This is a genomic window from Arthrobacter sp. SRS-W-1-2016 (assembly GCF_002009585.1).
GTDB lineage: Bacteria > Actinomycetota > Actinomycetes > Actinomycetales > Micrococcaceae > Arthrobacter > Arthrobacter bambusae_A.
On sequence record NZ_MTPV01000045.1, the window covers coordinates 74,230 to 91,673 of the forward strand.

The 17,444-nt window shown below is 63.6% G+C and carries 17 protein-coding genes; 12 read left to right on the forward strand and 5 right to left on the reverse strand.

Annotated elements, in window-relative coordinates:
- Positions 1–17: 17 nt before the first annotated feature.
- Positions 18–1,016 carry an aldo/keto reductase family protein gene (locus BMF89_RS11335; RefSeq protein WP_078107189.1) on the forward strand — a complete coding sequence of 333 codons (999 nt, stop codon included), beginning with the start codon at positions 18–20 and terminating at the stop codon, positions 1,014–1,016.
- A gap of 76 nt (positions 1,017–1,092) precedes the next feature.
- Complete coding sequence (gene ppgK / locus BMF89_RS11340; RefSeq protein ID WP_253190791.1) at positions 1,093–1,956, forward strand: polyphosphate--glucose phosphotransferase; 864 nt, start codon at positions 1,093–1,095, stop codon at positions 1,954–1,956.
- 9 nt (positions 1,957–1,965) lie between these two features.
- On the opposite strand, the gene BMF89_RS11345 is transcribed toward ppgK, so the two are convergent.
- Together BMF89_RS11345 and BMF89_RS11350 are read right to left on the reverse strand one after the other, a co-directional pair.
- On the reverse strand, positions 1,966–2,670 hold the full coding sequence (locus BMF89_RS11345) for an alpha/beta hydrolase (protein ID WP_078107191.1): 705 nt from the start codon (positions 2,668–2,670) through the stop codon (positions 1,966–1,968).
- Positions 2,671–2,742: 72 nt separating this feature from the next.
- On the reverse strand, positions 2,743–4,662 hold the full coding sequence (locus BMF89_RS11350; RefSeq protein WP_078107192.1) for an FAD-binding monooxygenase: 1,920 nt from the start codon (positions 4,660–4,662) through the stop codon (positions 2,743–2,745).
- Positions 4,663–4,859: 197 nt separating this feature from the next.
- Here BMF89_RS11350 and BMF89_RS11355 point away from each other — a divergent pair, with 197 nt between their 5' ends.
- The 7 genes from BMF89_RS11355 (at position 4,860) to BMF89_RS11385 (ending at position 11,935) form a co-directional block, all read left to right on the forward strand.
- Positions 4,860–6,317, forward strand: a complete 1,458-nt coding sequence (locus BMF89_RS11355; protein WP_078107193.1) for a fumarylacetoacetate hydrolase family protein — start codon at positions 4,860–4,862, stop codon at positions 6,315–6,317.
- A complete protein-coding gene (locus BMF89_RS11360) occupies positions 6,310–6,969 on the forward strand; it encodes a GntR family transcriptional regulator (protein ID WP_078107194.1) in 660 nt (219 codons plus the stop codon). Before BMF89_RS11355 ends, BMF89_RS11360 begins: the two co-directional genes overlap by 8 nt.
- A 32-nt stretch (positions 6,970–7,001) precedes the next feature.
- Complete coding sequence (gene hpaE, locus BMF89_RS11365) at positions 7,002–8,516, forward strand: 5-carboxymethyl-2-hydroxymuconate semialdehyde dehydrogenase (RefSeq protein WP_078107195.1); 1,515 nt, start codon at positions 7,002–7,004, stop codon at positions 8,514–8,516.
- Positions 8,517–8,631: 115 nt separating this feature from the next.
- Positions 8,632–9,720 (forward strand): 3,4-dihydroxyphenylacetate 2,3-dioxygenase, encoded by a 1,089-nt coding sequence (gene hpaD / locus BMF89_RS11370; protein ID WP_078107196.1) that lies wholly within the window; start codon positions 8,632–8,634, stop codon positions 9,718–9,720.
- 53 nt (positions 9,721–9,773) lie between these two features.
- A complete protein-coding gene (gene hpaH / locus BMF89_RS11375) occupies positions 9,774–10,559 on the forward strand; it encodes a 2-oxo-hept-4-ene-1,7-dioate hydratase (RefSeq protein ID WP_078107197.1) in 786 nt (261 codons plus the stop codon).
- Positions 10,544–11,392 carry an HpcH/HpaI aldolase/citrate lyase family protein gene (locus tag BMF89_RS11380; protein WP_078107198.1) on the forward strand — a complete coding sequence of 283 codons (849 nt, stop codon included), beginning with the start codon at positions 10,544–10,546 and terminating at the stop codon, positions 11,390–11,392. Before hpaH ends, BMF89_RS11380 begins: the two co-directional genes overlap by 16 nt.
- Before the next feature lie 195 nt (positions 11,393–11,587).
- Complete coding sequence (locus BMF89_RS11385) at positions 11,588–11,935, forward strand: hypothetical protein (protein WP_078107199.1); 348 nt, start codon at positions 11,588–11,590, stop codon at positions 11,933–11,935.
- Between the two features lie 10 nt (positions 11,936–11,945).
- On the opposite strand, the gene BMF89_RS11390 is transcribed toward BMF89_RS11385, so the two are convergent.
- The gene (locus BMF89_RS11390; RefSeq protein WP_253190792.1) at positions 11,946–12,482 is read right to left on the reverse strand and encodes a hypothetical protein; all 537 of its coding nucleotides are present in this window, start codon (positions 12,480–12,482) and stop codon (positions 11,946–11,948) included.
- Positions 12,483–12,789: 307 nt separating this feature from the next.
- Between BMF89_RS11390 and BMF89_RS11395 the strand changes: the two genes are divergently transcribed.
- Together BMF89_RS11395 and BMF89_RS11400 are read left to right on the forward strand one after the other, a co-directional pair.
- On the forward strand, positions 12,790–13,998 hold the full coding sequence (locus tag BMF89_RS11395) for an aspartate transaminase (RefSeq protein WP_078107200.1): 1,209 nt from the start codon (positions 12,790–12,792) through the stop codon (positions 13,996–13,998).
- 44 nt (positions 13,999–14,042) lie between these two features.
- A complete protein-coding gene (locus BMF89_RS11400) occupies positions 14,043–14,717 on the forward strand; it encodes a 4-carboxy-4-hydroxy-2-oxoadipate aldolase/oxaloacetate decarboxylase (RefSeq protein ID WP_059388748.1) in 675 nt (224 codons plus the stop codon).
- Positions 14,718–14,829: 112 nt separating this feature from the next.
- On the opposite strand, the gene BMF89_RS11405 is transcribed toward BMF89_RS11400, so the two are convergent.
- Positions 14,830–15,051, reverse strand: coding sequence for a hypothetical protein (locus tag BMF89_RS11405; RefSeq protein WP_078107201.1), 222 nt, complete (start codon positions 15,049–15,051; stop codon positions 14,830–14,832).
- 134 nt (positions 15,052–15,185) lie between these two features.
- Positions 15,186–16,118 carry a LysR substrate-binding domain-containing protein gene (locus tag BMF89_RS11410; protein ID WP_078107202.1) on the reverse strand — a complete coding sequence of 311 codons (933 nt, stop codon included), beginning with the start codon at positions 16,116–16,118 and terminating at the stop codon, positions 15,186–15,188.
- Between the two features lie 537 nt (positions 16,119–16,655).
- On the opposite strand from BMF89_RS11410, the gene BMF89_RS11415 reads away from it, so the two are divergent.
- On the forward strand, positions 16,656–17,444 hold the full coding sequence (locus tag BMF89_RS11415) for a 5-oxoprolinase subunit PxpA (protein WP_078107203.1): 789 nt from the start codon (positions 16,656–16,658) through the stop codon (positions 17,442–17,444).

Genomic DNA, 17,444 nt, shown 5'->3' on the forward strand with positions numbered 1-17,444 from the left:
AACCACGAAGGAAGTCCTTGGAATACAGAAAACTTGGTCGAAGCGGCATGTATGTCAGCGAGATCGCGTACGGCAACTGGTTAACGCACGGATCGCAGATAGGAGACGACTCCGCAAGGCAATGCGTGCAAGCTGCCCTGGACGCCGGCATCACTACGTTCGACACCGCAGACGCTTACGCCGAGACGCGCGCAGAAGCGGCACTCGGCTCGGCACTTACCGGAGTCCGGCGCGAGAGCGTGGAGATATTCACCAAGGTGTATTTCCCCACAGGTCCGGGAAAGAACGACCGCGGACTGTCCCGGAAACACATTATGGAAGCCATCGATGGAAGCCTCCGCCGGCTCAAAACAGATTACGTAGACCTCTACCAAGCACACCGGTTCGACTACGAAACGCCCCTTGAGGAAACGATCCAGGCTTTCGCCGACGTCGTGCGTGCCGGCAAAGCCCACTACATCGGCGTCTCCGAATGGACAGTTGATGAGATCCGGTCAGCAGCTGCCCTTGCCAAGGAACTCAACGTCGGGCTGGTCTCCAACCAACCCCAGTACAACATGCTGTGGAGGGTTGTTGAACGTGAAATCATTCCGGCAAGTGAAGAGCTTGGGATAAGCCAGATAGTGTGGTCCCCCCTCGCCCAAGGAGTCCTCACGGGCAAATATTCACCAGGAAAGGGCGCCCCGGCCGGTTCCCGCGGCGCCGGTGAAAACGGCGCGAAGGACACGATGGCGAAGTGGCTCGGCGAGGACGTTCTCACCAGGGCCCAGCGCCTTCAGCCAGTGGCAGAAAGCGCAGGCATTCCGCTGGCAACCCTCGCCTTGGCATGGGTGCTGCAAAATCCGAACGTATCCACCGCCATCATTGGCGCTTCCAAACCGGAGCAGATCAAGGAAAACACCAAGGCCGCCGGACTGGCGCTCGAAGATGCACTCCTGAAGGAGATCGACGAAATTCTCGAGCCCATCATTGAACGTGACCCCGGAAAGGTCGATCTATGTCCCAGTCGACCATAGGGACTCCCAGCACAGCAGCGATAACGTGCCGCCAGCCCATGCATGATCGAGGAACCGGAACAATATGCCAATAGACATGACAGACGCCGGCCATTTCATCGGCGTTGACATTGGTGGAACCGGGGTCAAGGGCGGGGTCGTCGACCTCGAAAAGGGTGAGATCCTGGGAGCCTGTGTTCGTCTGGCCACGCCCCAACCGGCTGACCCGGAGTCCGTCGGCGATGTTGTTCGGCAACTCGTGGAGGAACTCACCGCCGGAAGCGATGCTGGACGCGATTCAAGCGTTGGCGTAACCTTTCCGGGCATCGTCCAGCAAGGCACGTCCAGATCGGCGGCAAACATGGACAGAACCTTCATCGACTTCGACATCGCCACCGATTTCTCCGATCGCATTCGGCGGCCAGTCGCCGTCCTGAACGACGCCGACGCCGCAGGACTCGCGGAAGCCCGCTACGGCGCCGGCAGCGGAACGCGCGGCACGGTTTTGGTCATTACTCTGGGCGCCGGGATCGGATCAGCCCTGATTTTCGACGGAAACGTAGTGCCCAATGTCGAGCTCGGTCATATTTCCATCGACGGCCACGACGCTGAAACCAAGGCATCCGCCGTCGCCCGTGAACGTGACGGATTGGGCTGGCAAGAATACAGCGTCCGCTTGCAACGTTACCTTTCCGAACTTGAGTTCATGTTCTCGCCCGAACTCATCATTTTGGGCGGAGGCATCTCCCAAAGAGCCGACGAATATCTTCCCCACCTCAATCTGAGGACCCCCGTCGTTCCCGCGAAACTCAGGAACGAGGCCGGCATCGTGGGCGCAGCCATCCAGGCCGCGTCAACCCGGGCGGATCGGACTGCTGGTTACGAGCCGTCGATCTCAGCGGCTGCACCGATTTGGACCTCTGAGCTCGCGGAATCATTGCAGCCTGCGCTAAAGACGTGAATCGTAGCCCTACCCCCTCCGCTCAACCGCCGCAAGAATGGCCTCGCCGAGTTCAAGCGGCTTGGTGAACTGGGGCCAGTGCCCGGTGGGCAGATCCATGAATTCGACGTCGTTGATGCGCGCGAGCTCAGCGACGAAGGGGTGGCCGGATTCGATCCATTCGCCGAGCAGGCTGGAGGGGAATTCGCACGCGATGATGGTGGCCGGGACGTCGTAGCGGCGCACATCGTGCAAGCGCTGTTTATCGCTGGTCACGTTCTTTGGCTCCGGGATGGCGCGTGCGCGGAAGGCGGCCCGCAGCTCCTCGTTGAGGTCCACGAGATCCTCATTTTCGAAAAGCTCCCATGGTGGCAAGGGCACGGCATCGCCCTCGACTGGCAGTTCGTCGTTGATGACACCGCCCTCGCCGAGCGGGCCGCTATCCACGTAGACCGCCCGGACCACGCGGTCCGGGCGGGCGTCGACCGCGCCGTGGATGATGGCACCTCCGCCGGAGTGGCCGACCAGTACTACGGGATTGCCAACGGCGTCGACCGCCGCCACTACTGCTTCGATGTGATCCCTGAGGCCGATCCCTGACTTCGGGGCGTCAACAGCTTCCAGCCCAGGCAGCGTGAGCGGGTGGACCGTATGCCCTGCAGCAACGAGCGGCGGGGTGACCTCCGACCATGAAGAAGCGTCCAACCAGAATCCGGGAACCATGATGATATCCATGCCGGTACCCTACGACGGGCCACCGACAGAATGAACCCTTGAGTTGGTCCCGCACGCCGGAACGCCAACAGCTCACACTGCCGCGGCCCGTCCCGTTCGAAGGAGGGGCGCGAAGAACGCGGCGAGTTCCGCCGTCGCGGTCAAGGGCAACACGTTCGCCACGTACTGGTCCGGCCGCACCACCACCACGACGCCGCCGCGGTCGAGGCCGCGCAGCTCGAAGATGTCGGCCGAAGGATCGGTGCCGTAGACGTTCTCGAGGTACGTGAGCTTGAACGGTCCCACCTGCGGCTTGAACGCTTCCGGCACCGCTCCGATGTCGACGCTCGTGTGCTCCTGCTGGTAGATCACCTTCACGTCGAACCACGCGTTCCGGTCAGCGCCCGACGGCGTTGCGGCCAAAGGCGAGTCCGGCGAGTTCGCGATCCACTCGGCAAAGTCGACGACGGGCGACGTTCCCCCTTGTGCCGTTCCGGCAGCTTCGCTTGCGTCCGCGAAGACATAGATGCGCCACCGTCCGTCCGCCTTGGCCTGGTGGCCGAGCTGGAGCGGGTTGGTATCGCAGACGCGCACCACGGGAGCGGACTTGAAACGCTTCCCGATGGTGAATCCCGTGGCCAGGTCTTGATACGTAGGCTCGGCGATGAGCGGTGAGGGAGCGTAGTGGGTCATGAAGCCGGCAGGGAACTCCGCGGTGCTCACGTAGAAGTTCTCCAGCTCGGTGGGATCCTCGAATTCTTCGGGCTTCTTCGCCATGAGCGTGGACCACTCTTTGTCGAAGTCGATGAGGTTCTTGGCAATCACCTGGCGTTCGGCGGAGTACGTGGACAGCAAGCTCTCTGGGCTGCGGCCTTCGAGTACGTGTCCGAGCTTCCAGGCAAGGTTGAAGCCGTCCTGCATGGAGACGTTCATGCCTTGGCCGGCTTTGGCGCTGTGGGTGTGGCATGCGTCGCCGGCAATGAACACACGCGGTGTGCGGGTGCCGCGCTCGTCCGGCAGGACGTCGTCGAACCTGTCCGTGAGGCGGTGGCCCACTTCGTAGACGCTGTGCCACGCGACGTTGCGGACATCGAGCGTGTAGGGATGGAGGATTTCGTTGGCCTTAGCGATGATCTCGTCGATGGTGGTGTTGCGCACGGAGCGGTTGTCGTTCCGGTTCACTTCGCCGAGGTCGACGTACATGCGGAAGAGGTGGCCGCCTTCGCGTGGGATCAAAAGGATGCTGCCGCCAGTGCCGGACTGGATGGCGCATTTCGTTCGGATGTCGGGGAAGTCCGTGACGGCAAGGACGTCCATGACGCCCCAGGCGTGGTTGGCCTGGTCGCCGGCCAGGGTGCAGCCGATCGACTCCCGCACCTTGCTACGCGCGCCATCGGCGCCCACGACGTACTTGGCCCGGACAACGCGCTCCTGGCCTTCGTTGGGTCCTGCTGTGTGGAGGAGGGTGACGGTGACGGGGTAGTCGCCTTCGCCGGTGACCTCAAGACCGCGGAACTCGTATCCGTAATCGGGGGACATGCGGGCAGGGGAGTTCGCCATGAATTCGGCGAAGTAGTCCAGCACGCGCGCCTGGTTGACGATCAGGTGCGGGAATTCGCTGATGTCTCCTGTGGGATCGTCCAGGGCGCGGGCGGTCCGGATGATGCGGGAGGGATCCGAGGGGTCCGGCTTCCAGAATGCCATCTCGGTGATCCGGTACGCCTCGGCAATAATCCGTTCGGCGAATCCGAAGGCCTGGAACGTTTCCACGCTCCGTGCCTGGATACCGTCGGCCTGGCCGATCGCGAGCCTTCCGGGGCGGCGCTCCACGATCCGGGTTGTGACTCCCGGGAACTGGGACAACTGCGCGGCGGCGAGCATGCCTGCGGGGCCGCTGCCCACAATGAGCACGTCGACCTCGTCGGGAAGGTCGGCCGGCCGATTGATCCCGACGCCGGCAGCCGCCTGGACTCGCGGGTCACCGGACACGTAACCGTGGTGGTGGAACTGCATGGGAATCCTCACTTCATCGTGTGGTTGTTCAATTATAGAACTGTAAATTCTCTATCTGAACCCAGAATTGGATACAAACTGTACGGCAGGCGTGGGTGGGGGACAAGGCCTTTGCGGCGGGATGCAGGGGGTTGACGTTCCGAAACTCCCGGGCCATAGTTATCGTATACGATTTCGTACTCGATGAGGAGTAAATCTTGGAAAAGGTCACCGACCACATCCTGGCCGCGGCCCGCAAGGTCATCGCGGTGCACATCAACTACCCCAGCCGGGCGGCCCAGCGCGGCCGTACGCCGGAACAGCCGTCGTATTTCCTGAAGCCATCGTCCTCTCTTGCTCTCAGTGGCTCTGCGGTGGAGCGTCCGGCGGGCTGTGAACTCCTCGGCTATGAGGGCGAGATCGCGCTGGTCATCGGCAAGCCCGCCCGCCGCGTGGGCATGGAGGACGCGTGGGGCCACGTCCAGTGGGTCACGGCCAGCAACGACCTTGGCGTCTATGACCTCCGCTACGCCGACAAGGGCTCCAACCTCCGGTCAAAGGGCGGGGACGGCTTCACCCCGGTAGGTCCCGCGCTCATCCCGGCCGCCGACGTCGACCCCTCCGGGTTGCGGATCCGCACTTGGCACAACGGTGAACTTGTCCAGGACGACACCACCGAAGACCTTTTGTTTCCCTTCGCGCGCCTCGTTGCCGATCTCTCCCAGCTCCTGACGCTCGAAACCGGCGACATCATCCTGACCGGTACCCCGGCCGGCGCCTCGGTCGCCAAGCCGGGCGACGTCGTCGAGGTTGAAGTCACCGCCGGTGATTTCAGTAGCGGCCGCCTCACCACCACAGTCACGGAGGGTACGACGGCGTTCGCGGACTTCGGTGCCCGGCCCAAGGCCGATGACACCCAGCGGGAGGAAGCATACGGTACCCGCGAAGCGGTGGGCCTTGCCGCCGTCGTCCCCGTCCTGACGCCGGAACTGAAGAAGAAACTCGAGTCCGTCGCGACCGCCACCCTGTCCAGCCAATTGCGCAAGCGCGGGCTGAACAATGTGAGTATCGACGGGTTGCAGGCCACGCGCCCGGACCGCCGCGTCGTCGGGCTCGCCCGGACCCTGCGCTACGTGCCCAACCGCGAGGACCTGTTCGCAACCCACGGAGGCGGTTTCAACGCGCAGAAACGCGCCATTGACTCCGTCAACGAAGGCGAGATCCTGGTCATGGAGGCCCGCGGCGAAAAGGGCACCGGGACCATCGGGGACATCCTCGCGATGCGTGCCCAGATGCGCGGTGCCGCGGCGATCATCACCGACGGCGGGGTGCGCGACTATTCCGCGGTGGCAGGACTGGACATGCCCACCTATTTCGCCAACCCGCACCCGGCTGTGCTGGGCCGGCGGCACATCCCGTGGGACACGGACATCACCATCGCCTGCGGCGGGGCCACGGTCCAGCCCGGGGACATCATCGTGGCCGACTCGGACGGCATCCTGGTGATCCCGCCGGCCATCGCGGGGGAACTGGTGGATGAGTGCATCGAGCAGGAGAAGGAAGAGGCCTTCATCTTCGAAATGGTCAAGCAGGGCAACAGCGTGGACGGTTTGTATCCGATGAACGCCCAGTGGCGTGCCCGTTACCAGGAATGGGAAGGAACCAAAGGTGACTGAAACCGCCGTCGGGAGCAAGTCCGAGCAGGCCTATGCGGCCGTGAAGGCGCGGATCGTGGAGGGCACCTACACGCCGGGTTACCGGCTGGTGCTGGCGAAGATCGCCGAGGACCTGGGTGTGAGCGTGGTCCCGGTCCGGGAGGCGATCCGCCGCCTGGAGGCCGAAGGTCTCGTGAAATTCGAGCGCAACGTCGGCGCGACGGTCTCCGGGATCGACCCCACGGAGTACCTGTACACGATGCAGACCCTGAGCATCATCGAGGGGGCCGCGACGGCGTTGTCCGCACCGTTGATCGATTCCGTGGCGATCGCGCGGGCCCGTGCGGTGAACGAGGAGATGCGCGACTGCCTGGAGCATTTCGATCCGGTCCGCTTCACGGCGTTGAACCAGGATTTCCACAGCGTGCTCTTTGAACACTGTCCCAATCCGCACATCCTGGACCTCGTGCACCGGGGCTGGAACCGGCTCGCGTCGATCCGCGCCTCGACATTCCGCTTCGTCCCCGGCCGTGCGCAGGAATCCGTCAAGGAGCACGAGGCACTGCTCCAGCTCATTGAAAGCAACGCCGACGCCGACACCATCGAACAAGCCGCCCGCCGCCACCGCAGCGCCACCTTGGATGCCTACCTCGCACAAGCAAAAAGCATCTGACAATCCTTCAAGGCAGAAAAGGAAGAGAAACAATGACGTTCACTGCACCAGAAACCACCACCCACTACGTCCCGAAGGACCTTCCCACCCACATCCAGCACTTCATCAACGGCCGGTTCGTTGACTCGGTGTCCGGGAAGACCTTCGACGTCCTGGACCCGGTGTCCAACTCCAATTACGCCACTGCCGCGGCCGGGCAGAAGGAAGACATCGACCTTGCCGTCGCCGCAGCCCGCGAAGCGTTCGTGAGCGGTCCGTGGCCGAAGATGAAGCCACGCGAGCGTGCCCGCGTCCTGAACAGGATCGCCGACGCCGTCGAAGCCCAGGAGGAGCGCCTCGCCGAACTGGAGACCTTCGACACCGGCCTGCCGATCACCCAGGCCAAGGGCCAGGCGTTGCGCGCGGCAGAGAACTTCCGGTTCTTCGCGGACCTGATCGTGGCCCAGTTCGACGACGCCATGAAGGTCCCGGGCTCCCAGATCAATTACGTCAACCGCAAGCCGATCGGCGTCGCGGGCCTGATCACGCCGTGGAACACCCCGTTCATGCTCGAGTCTTGGAAGCTCGCCCCGGCCTTGGCCACCGGCAACACCGTTGTCCTCAAGCCAGCCGAATTCACCCCGCTCTCGGCCTCGCTCTGGGTACAGATCTTCAAGGACGCGGGCCTGCCGGACGGCGTGTTCAACCTGGTCAACGGCCTCGGCGAGGAAGCCGGCGACGCGCTCGTGAAGCATCCGGACGTTCCGCTGATCTCCTTCACCGGGGAGACCACCACGGGCCAGACGATCTTCCGCAACGCCGCCGCCAACCTCAAGGGCCTGTCCATGGAGCTGGGCGGCAAGTCACCGTGCGTCGTGTTCGCCGACGCCGACCTGGACGCCGCGATCGACTCGGCCCTGTTCGGGGTCTTCTCCCTCAACGGGGAACGCTGCACCGCCGGCTCACGCATCCTCGTCGAACGCGCCATCTATGAGGAGTTCTGCGAAAAGTACGCGGCCCGCGCGAAGAACATCGTCGTCGGCGACCCGCACGACCCCAAGACCCAGGTCGGTGCCCTCGTCCACCCCGAGCATTACGAAAAGGTCGCCTCGTATGTGGAGATCGGCAAAACCGAGGGCCGGCTGCTCGCAGGCGGCGGACGCCCGGAACACCTGCCCGCAGGCAACTATATTGCGCCGACCGTGTTCGCCGACGTCGCACCCGACGCCCGGATCTTCCAGGAGGAGATCTTCGGACCCGTCGTCGCGATCACCCCCTTCGAGAACGACGACGAAGCCCTCGCCCTCGCGAACAACACCAAATACGGCCTGGCGGCCTACATCTGGACCCAGAACCTGACCCGCGCGCACAACTTCGCCCAGAACATCGAGGCCGGCATGGTGTGGCTCAACAGCCACAACGTCCGCGATCTCCGCACCCCGTTCGGCGGCGTCAAGGCTTCCGGCCTGGGCCACGAAGGCGGCTACCGCTCGATCGATTTCTACACCGACCAGCAGGCCGTCCACATCACCCTTGGCACCGTGCACACCCCCAAGTTCGGCGCCTAACCCGCCAACGCCCATCCCAGCCCAACTGACTCGCACTTGTTGTCGTTATGAGGCTCCAAAACGACACCTACTGCGAGTCAGTTGGGTGACACCCTTTCAAAGAAGAGAGAACCCCATGAGCAACTTCGTTCCCACTCCCACCGTCCCGGCGCCGGATATTGTCCGCTGCGCCTACCTCGAACTCGTCGTCACGGACCTCGCCAAGTCCCGCGAGTTCTACGTGGACCTGCTCGGCCTGCACGTGACCGAGGAAGACGAGGACACCATCTACCTGCGCTCCTTCGAGGAGTTCATCCACCACAACCTGGTCCTGCGCAAGGGACCGGTCGCCGCCGCGGCCGCGTTCGCTTACCGGGTGAAGTCCCCGGCCGAGGTGGACGCCGCCGAGGCCTACTACCGCGAGCTCGGCTGCCGGGTGGAACGCCGCAAGGACGGCTTCACCAAGGGCGTCGGCGACTCCGTCCGCGTCGAGGACCCCCTGGGCTTCCCCTACGAATTCTTCTACGACGTCGAACACGTCGAACGCCTCACCCAGCGCTACGACCTCTACTCCGCCGGTGAGCTCGTCCGCCTGGACCACTTCAACCAGGTCACGCCCGATGTTCCCCGAGGCCGGGCCTACCTCGAGGACCTCGGCTTCCGGGTCTCGGAAGACATCAAGGATTCCGACGGCGTCACCTACGCCGCGTGGATGCACCGCAAGCAGACCGTGCATGACACCGCCCTGACCGGCGGCAACGGACCCCGCCTGCACCACATCGCGTTCTCGACGCATGAGAAGCACAACATCATCCAGATCTGCGACAAGATGGGCGCCCTGCGCATCAGCGACCGGATCGAACGCGGCCCCGGCCGGCACGGCGTGTCCAACGCCTTCTACCTGTACATCCTGGACCCGGACGGGCACCGCATCGAGATCTACACCCAGGACTACTACACCGGGGACCCGGACAACCCCACCGTCACCTGGGACGTGCACGACAACCAGCGCCGCGACTGGTGGGGCAACCCCGTGGTCCCGTCCTGGTACACCGAGGCCTCCCTCGTCCTGGACCTGGACGGCAACCCCCAGCCGGTCGTCGTCCGCGAGGAAAAGAGCGAAATGGCCGTCACCGTCGGCGCCGACGGCTTCTCCTACACCCGCCAGCCCGACGGCGGCCCCGCGGGGGAAAAGATGGGTTTCAAGGTCGGCTCGCAGCTCTAGGCTCGCAGCCCTCAACGTATGCTGACCGCAGGATGGCCGAACGGAGTGTGGAGATGCTTGACCCGAAGACGATTGAAACCATTGCCGATGAACTGTTGGAAGCCGGCCGGAGCCGGACTCCGGTGCCGCGGCTGACTGCCCGCTACCCGGAGATGACGGTGGAGGATTCCTATGCCGTGCAGCAGTTGTGGCGGCGCCGCAACGAGGACGCTGGCCGGAAGCTGGTGGGCCGCAAGATCGGGCTGACGTCCAAAGCCATGCAGGCTGCCACGGGCATTACTGAACCGGACTATGGCGCCATCTTCGACGACATGGTCCTGGAAACCGGGTGCTCCGTGGCGTGGGACCAGTACACCCACCCCCGGGTGGAGGTGGAGCTGGCGTTCGTGCTCAAGGACGGGCTCAAGGGCCCGGGTTGTACGATCTTCGACGTCCTGAACGCCACCGATTACGTGGTTCCGGCCCTTGAGATCCTGGATTCCAGGATCGAGATGGAGGGCCGGACCATCGTGGACACCATCTCGGACAACGCGGCCATGGGTGCCATGGTGGTGGGCGGGCGTCCGGTCCGCCCGGACGCCGTCGACCTCCGCTGGGTATCGGCGATCCTGTACAAGAACCAGACCGTGGAGGAAACCGGCGTCGCCGCCGGCGTCCTGGACCACCCCGCGAACGGGGTGCACTGGCTCGCCAACAAGATCGCCCCGCACGGCGACGGGCTGAAGGCCGGGGAGATCATCCTCGCAGGGTCCTTCACCCGCCCGCTCTGGGTGTACAAAGGCGATACCGTCCACGCCGACTACGGACCCTTGGGAGTTGTCACATGCCGGTTCGAGTAGAACCAGACCGCACGTTCCGCGACGCCCTGCGGGACCAAACCGGCCCTGCCGGCCGGCCCCTCATCGGGATGTGGGTGTGCTCGGGCAGCCCGCTGATCGCGGAACTGTGCGCCGGGGCGGGGCTGGACTGGCTCCTGATCGACGCCGAACACAGCCCCAACGGCCTCGAATCCATCCTCGCCCAGCTCCAGGCCGTCCGCGGCTACCCCGTCCAGGCCGTCGTCCGGCCGCCGGTCAACGACACCGTGCTTTTGAAACAATACCTGGACCTGGGAGTGCAGGACCTGCTGATCCCCATGGTCAACTCCGCCGCGGAAGCAAAGGCCGCCGTCGCGGCCGTGCGCTACCCGCCGCACGGGGTCCGGGGGGTCGGCTCGGCCCTGGCCCGCGCCTCGCGCTGGAACCGCATCCCGGACTACCTCGCCCGGTCCGCCGGAACCATCAGCGTCACGGTCCAGATCGAAACCGAGGCCTCCGTCGCCGCGGTCGAGGAGATCCTGGCGGTCGACGGCGTCGACGCCATCTTCCTCGGCCCCTCCGACCTCGCCGCGTCCATGGGCCTGCTCGGCGAGCAGGAACACCCGAAGGTGCGTGCCGCCGTCGAGCACTGCCTCACGGCGGCGAAGACCGCGGGCAAGCCCGCCGGCGTGAACGCCTTCAACGAAGCCACAGCGCGTGCGTATATGGACGCCGGTGCGTCGTTCGTGCTGGTCGGCGCCGATGTCGCGCTGCTGGCGCGCGGCACCGAAGCCCTCGCGGACAAGTTCATCCCAACAGCCCCCGACGGCGGAGCTCCCCTTGGCGGGACAGGTGACGCGCCGTCGAGCTACTGAACTAGGTAGGTAGTCGGTACTCTTCCCGAGGTCCCTGGACGGAGCTACATTGGATATCCCGAGGCCGCTCGGGGGCGGTCGAGGAGGGGGTCGGCCGCAATTTCAATGGAGCATGCCGTGGTCCCGCAACCAGATCTCAGTCGTCAACAATCTGCAGTCACCGCCCAACCGCCGGCTGAAAGGCGTTCAGGCCCTGTGGAGTACGATCTTCGGGCGGTTTACGTCCCGCAGTCGGGGTTGTTCCTGGACGATCAGGGACACGAATTCTTCGTAACCGCCGTGGAATTCTGGGAGCACGCGACGGTGGTCAGTCTGTGCTGGAAACGCAGGCCCATGGCAGGGCAGGGAAGTCCGCCCTTGGTGGCCACGGATGAGCACGACCGGGTGCTGGGCGTAATGCGCATCTGGAACGTTGGTGCGCGATCAATCCAACATTTTGAACCGATTTCTCCGTCAGCCCGCGCATTGACGGTGCTCATCGCCAGGAAAACAGGAACACAGGAACTGTTCAGCTGCAGGACGCCGCCCGCAAAGAAAGAGTGAACGAAGTAAGCTAGGCGGAGCGTGCGATGCCCCGCGTTGACCTGCGGATATGGTCGGGTGTGAGGCCGGTCAGCGAGGCAAGTTCAAGTTCATCGCAGGCTTGGGTGCGGAGCGCAGTGACAATCAACGCTTCCCGCTGATTAACGATCTGGTCGCGGTGCCTTTCGGCTGCTTTGAGTTGCTCGCTTTTCGCCTTTAGGCCATCCACGTGTGCGCCTCGCGGAAGCTCACTCGGGTGAAGGTCGTCATAAGCCAAACCGATGGTTCGGACGGCCCGAATATTTTCCCCGGTCAGCGCGGAAATGGTGGCCAAGGTGAGCCCGTCTTCAAGGGCCTGGGCGATCATCTCGTTGCGGGCAGCGGTCAATGCCCGGATGGCGCTTGTCGCTTGAGATAGGAGTTGCTTATGGGCTGTGAGCGAATGGATGAGCTTGTTGTGTTCACCGGTGGCCGGCGCGCGGTCTTCACGCTCCACTGGCGCCTTGGCGCGGTAGGTGTACCTGCCGGTCGTCGAGCGGCGGGGAGTGGTCTCTGGTTGAGCTTGCATGTACTCCCTTTCCGGCCCGGTCCCGATGGATCACGGCTTCCCTGATCTGAAGAATCTAGGCCCCGTTCGCAGGGCTGCGGAAATACCAATACCGCGTGAACCCATAAGGAAAGTGCATAGAAGATTGCCCATATGGGAAACAAAATCCCCGAATGGTGCGTGGAATTCCCATACGGGACAGGAGGTCATAAGACTCTCTTATTGATCCACGCACATTAGGTCTTATCCACGGCGCCCGGCAGTGCCTAGTCTCGAAATTGGGGATTCGACACCCGAATCCTGAGTTTCACGATTCTGGAGAAGACAAATGTCCGAGTACCTGCCGGCGTCGAGGGTCGCACGCATCAAGTCCTCAGCGAGCGTTGCGGCCGCCGCCCGCGTCCGTGAACTACGAGCCGAAGGCATCCCGATCATCGACCTGACCGTCGGCGAGCCGGACTTCGACACCCCTGACCACATCAAGGCGGCTGCTATCGAAGCGATCAACGCCGGCCAGACCAAATACACTTCGGTGACTGGGACGCCCGAGCTGCAGGCCGCCATCCTCCGTCGGATTGAAAGCCACACCGGCGTACATTACGCAGCGAACCAGCTGACCATCGGCGGCGGCGCCAAGCAAGTCATCTACGTTGCGCTCATGGCATCGCTCAACGACGGCGACGAGGTCATCGTCCCGGCACCGTACTGGGTGTCCTACCCGGACATGGTCCTCGCCAACGACGGCACGCCCGTGATCGTCGCTTGCGGAGAAGACACCGGCTTCAAACTCACCCCGGGCGCCCTCCGCGAAGCCATCACTGCCAAGACCAAGTGGCTCATCCTCAACGCTCCGTCCAACCCGACGGGCGCGGTGTACTCACGCGAAGAACTGCAGGCGCTCGGCTCCGTCCTCGAGGAATTCCCGAACGTCTACGTCCTCACCGATGAGATCTATGACGAAATCCACTTCGGGGACGGCCGGGTGACGAGCCTCGTCACTGCCGTTCCGTCCCTCCGCGACCGCATCCTCCTGGTCAACGGCGTCTCCAAGGCCTATGCCATGACCGGTTGGCGCCTTGGCTACGGTGTGGGTCCGGCGCCTTTGATCGCAGCGATGAACAAGCTGCAGTCGCAGACCTCCTCCTGCCCGTCGTCGGTCAGCCAGGCAGCGGCGGCAGCCGCGCTGAACGGCGACCAGTCGTTCGTCCGGGACAGCGTGGAGGTGTACCGCAAGCGCCGGGACGTCGCCGTCGAAGGCCTCAACGCCATCGAGGGACTTTCCGTTGCGCCCGCCGAGGGCGCCTTCTACGCCTACGTGAACTGCAGCGGCGTCATCGGCAAGACAGCTCCGGACGGCACGGTCATCGAGAACGACCAGGACTTCACGATGTACCTCCTCAACGCGGCCGCGGTCGCCGTCATCCAGGGCTCGGCGTATGGCCTTGGCCCTTACTTCCGGATCTCCTTCGCCACATCGCTGGAGACCATCAACGCCGGCGTGGACTCGATCCACAAGGCAGTCAGCGCCCTCAACTAAGCCCTACAGGCACCCCAGAGCCAGCCAAGAGAAAGATTCAGGAAATGATCCACGTCAAGACCAAGTTCCAGAGGCCGGACGCCGACGTCGTCAGCCGCCTCGCGGCGTTCTCCTCCGCGACCATCCACGAAGCCCAGGGCCGCCGCGGCGCCTTGAGCTCCAAGATCAAGCCGATCGACCGCTCCATGTCCTTCTGCGGGCCGGCCGTGACCGTGGCCTGCGCACCGCAGGACAACCTCATGCTGCAGGTCGCCATCCACTACGCCCAGGCCGGCGACGTGGTCCTGGTCGGTGCGCAGGAATTCTCCGACGCCGGAACCTTCGGCGACGTCTTGGGCAACGCCATGAAGGCCAAGGGGATCGCGGCCATGGTGACGGATTCCGGTGTGCGTGACACCCAGGACCTCATCGAACTGGGCCTCCCGGTGTTCTCAGGCAGCGTCTGCATCAAAGGGACGGTCAAGGAAACCCTTGGGCCGATCAACCACCCCCTCGTTTTCGGCGATGAAATCATCTACCCGGGCGACATCCTCCGCGGTGACGCTGACGGCGTCGTAGTGGTGCGCCGTGAGGAAGCCGAGGAGGTCATCGCGCTCTCCCAGGCCCGGGACGACGCCGAACGCGAGCTCATCAAGGCCTACCACGCCGGAGGCACCACCATTGAGTTGTGCGGGCTGACGGAAAAGCTGAAGGCCAAGGGGCTCCTGGTCGAAGACTGATTGGCACGCTCAGGCCGGTCACCGGATGCGGTGGCCGGCCATTTGCGTGCCCGATTCCGGGCACGCAGAAGACGCCCTGCCTGGGGCAAGGCGCCTTGGGTGGAAAGCCGGGTCAGTCCAGTCCGGGGTGTCCTGGCCGGGCGTCGACCAGGTACCACTCGATGCTGTGTCCGGCGTGAGCCGGCATGAGGCTTCCTTCGAAGACGAAGAGGGGTTCGCCCACGCCGCCCAAGGGACGCCAGAAACCATTCCTTGGGCAGTGGAATCCTGTCCGTGCGCTGATCGTTCCGAGGGTTGGATTCGAAGCCCACCGGGTCTGGCTGATCTTTTTCACCGCTGTTCCTTTGATTGGGTTCACGGAATCCGCGAACCGCTTTCGAATTGCTTGCTAATTCGATATTAGGAAATAAAAACGCCCGTGAATAAGACCAAAGATGTCTGTCCGGATAAGGCAATGTTATGGATGGATCAAGCCCCGGATGGATCGGCCGCGTACTTGTTGATCAGCTGCTGCTGCAGCATCTCCTTGACCAGGATGAGCACGGCAGAGGCGGCTTCGGACAGCGGCTCATGGTCGGGGGTGCACAGGGCAATCTTGCTCTGCAGGGCCGGTTCGACGATCCGCAGGACCTTGAAGTTCTCCTCGGGGAAGAGCGCATCAGCGGCGGATTTGGGAAGCACAGTGGCCCCGAGGTTTGCGCGGATGAGCCGGACCAGAGAGGGAACCGACTCCACTTCTCCTACGAGCCGCAGCGGCAATCCTTGCTCGGCCAGCCCTTTCTCGATGATCTGGCGCAAAGTGTGGTTCTTTTCAGGGAGGAACAGTCCAAGGGTGCTGGCTTCTTCAAGCGTGACAGTAGAGCGTCCCTGCGCCACATCGACGTCTTCATGGGTCACCAGGTGCAGGTCTTCCACAATCATGGTGGTGAACTGCACTCCACGGATCTTTCCCGGCTCGTAGATCAGGGCCATGTCGAGGCGGCCGTTCTTGATTGCCTCGCTCAGCACCCCGCCGAAGATCTCGGTCAGGTGGACCACGATGTCCGGGTATCGCCGGCCGACCTCGCGGATGATCTGCGGTGTCAGGCTGGAAGCCATGCTGTACGGCGCAATAGCGATGGACACCCTGCCCGACGGCGCCGCCCCGGATGCCGCCACGTCCAGCCTGGCTTGTTCCACGAGCCGCAGGATGGTCTGGGCATGGCGATAGAGGGTGTGTCCTGCGGCGGTTGGCTCGACTCCTTGCTTACTGCGGATCAGGAGGCGCTGCTTCAAATCGCTTTCCAGCGCCGACACCTGCTGGCTGAGGGCAGGCTGGGCGACGTGGAGCGCAGCGGCCGCCTTGGTGATGCTCCCCGAATCGACGATCTTTACAAAATACGAGAGCTTCCGCGTGTCCATGGGTCTGCCTTCCTCCAAGCCCTCATTGGGGCCAGGATGCCATAAGGAAATTCTATGTAGGGACACACAATCCGTCTTTGTGTGACCTGTCTCTCAGCTACTAAATTTGAGATCCACATCCCCATGGTGGCGTTCCCCAAGCATTACTTGGCAGTTCGTTGACTCCCCATCAACCGAATTGTCCCGATACCCAAATATAGACGCACTTGGCGCGCTGCCTCACAAATCGATCGTCACGTAAAGAGCACCCTATGAGACTTTCGGGCATATCGCCCATCGCCCGCGGCGGAAAGCGGTCCCTGCCGGCGGCAGGTGTGCCGTAGGTCATAACCGGAGGCTATCCCGTGATAGCGAATAGGTCTTTGTGCCCGAACTTCTTGGGTGCGAGACTTCTATCACCAAAGAATTACCGCAGTACCTCTGATTGAAGAATTTCAGCTAAACACTTCCAATCGAGCGGGCAGTTCAATTCTTCCGATATTCCACCCGCTCGTATGGAATTACCGGCCCAATGCAGAACCACGGAAAGAGAACCACGTGAATCCGATAATTGATCTTGTAGCGGATCTTGGAGAGGGATTCGGTGCCTACACCATAGGCAGCGACACCGACCTTCTGGAGATCGTTTCAAGCGCCAATATCGCTTGCGGGTTCCACGCGGGCGATCCCGACATCATGGACGCCACCGTCGCTGAATGCGTTCGCCGCGGAGTGGGTATCGGAGCCCATCCGAGCTTCCCCGACCTGCGTGGTTTCGGGCGCCGGGACATGGGCCTGACTGCCAACGAGGTGCGTGCGGACGTGCTCTACCAGTTGGGAGCCCTGAATGGCTTCGCAGCCTTCCATGGAACCAAAGTGACCCACCTTGCGCCGCACGGCCGGCTGGGAAATCTCGTCGCCGTCCGTGAGGACTACGCTGCGGCCGTGGCCGAAGCGGCCGCCCGCGTGGACAACGAACTCATCGTGGTCGCGCAGCAGGGCGAGTTGGCCAAGGCCGCACGTTCCGCCGGCCTCGACGTGGCCATTGTGGGCATCGTCGATCGCGCCTACCAGGAAGACGGGACGCTGGTCCCGCGCAGCCAGCCCGGCGCCGTGCTGCACGACCCCTCGGCCATTGTCGAGCGGACCGTGCGCATGGTGTGCGAAGGCAAGATCCGGTGCGCGAACGGCACTGACATCGACATCTCCACGGACACTGTCCTGCTTCACGGAGACAACCCCGGCGCCGTCGGGCTCGCCCGGCTCATCCGCTCGGAGCTCATTTCGGCAGGCGTTCGCATCGCCCCGTTGACCGAAGTCGTGGATGCCAAGAGGAAGGCGGCCTGA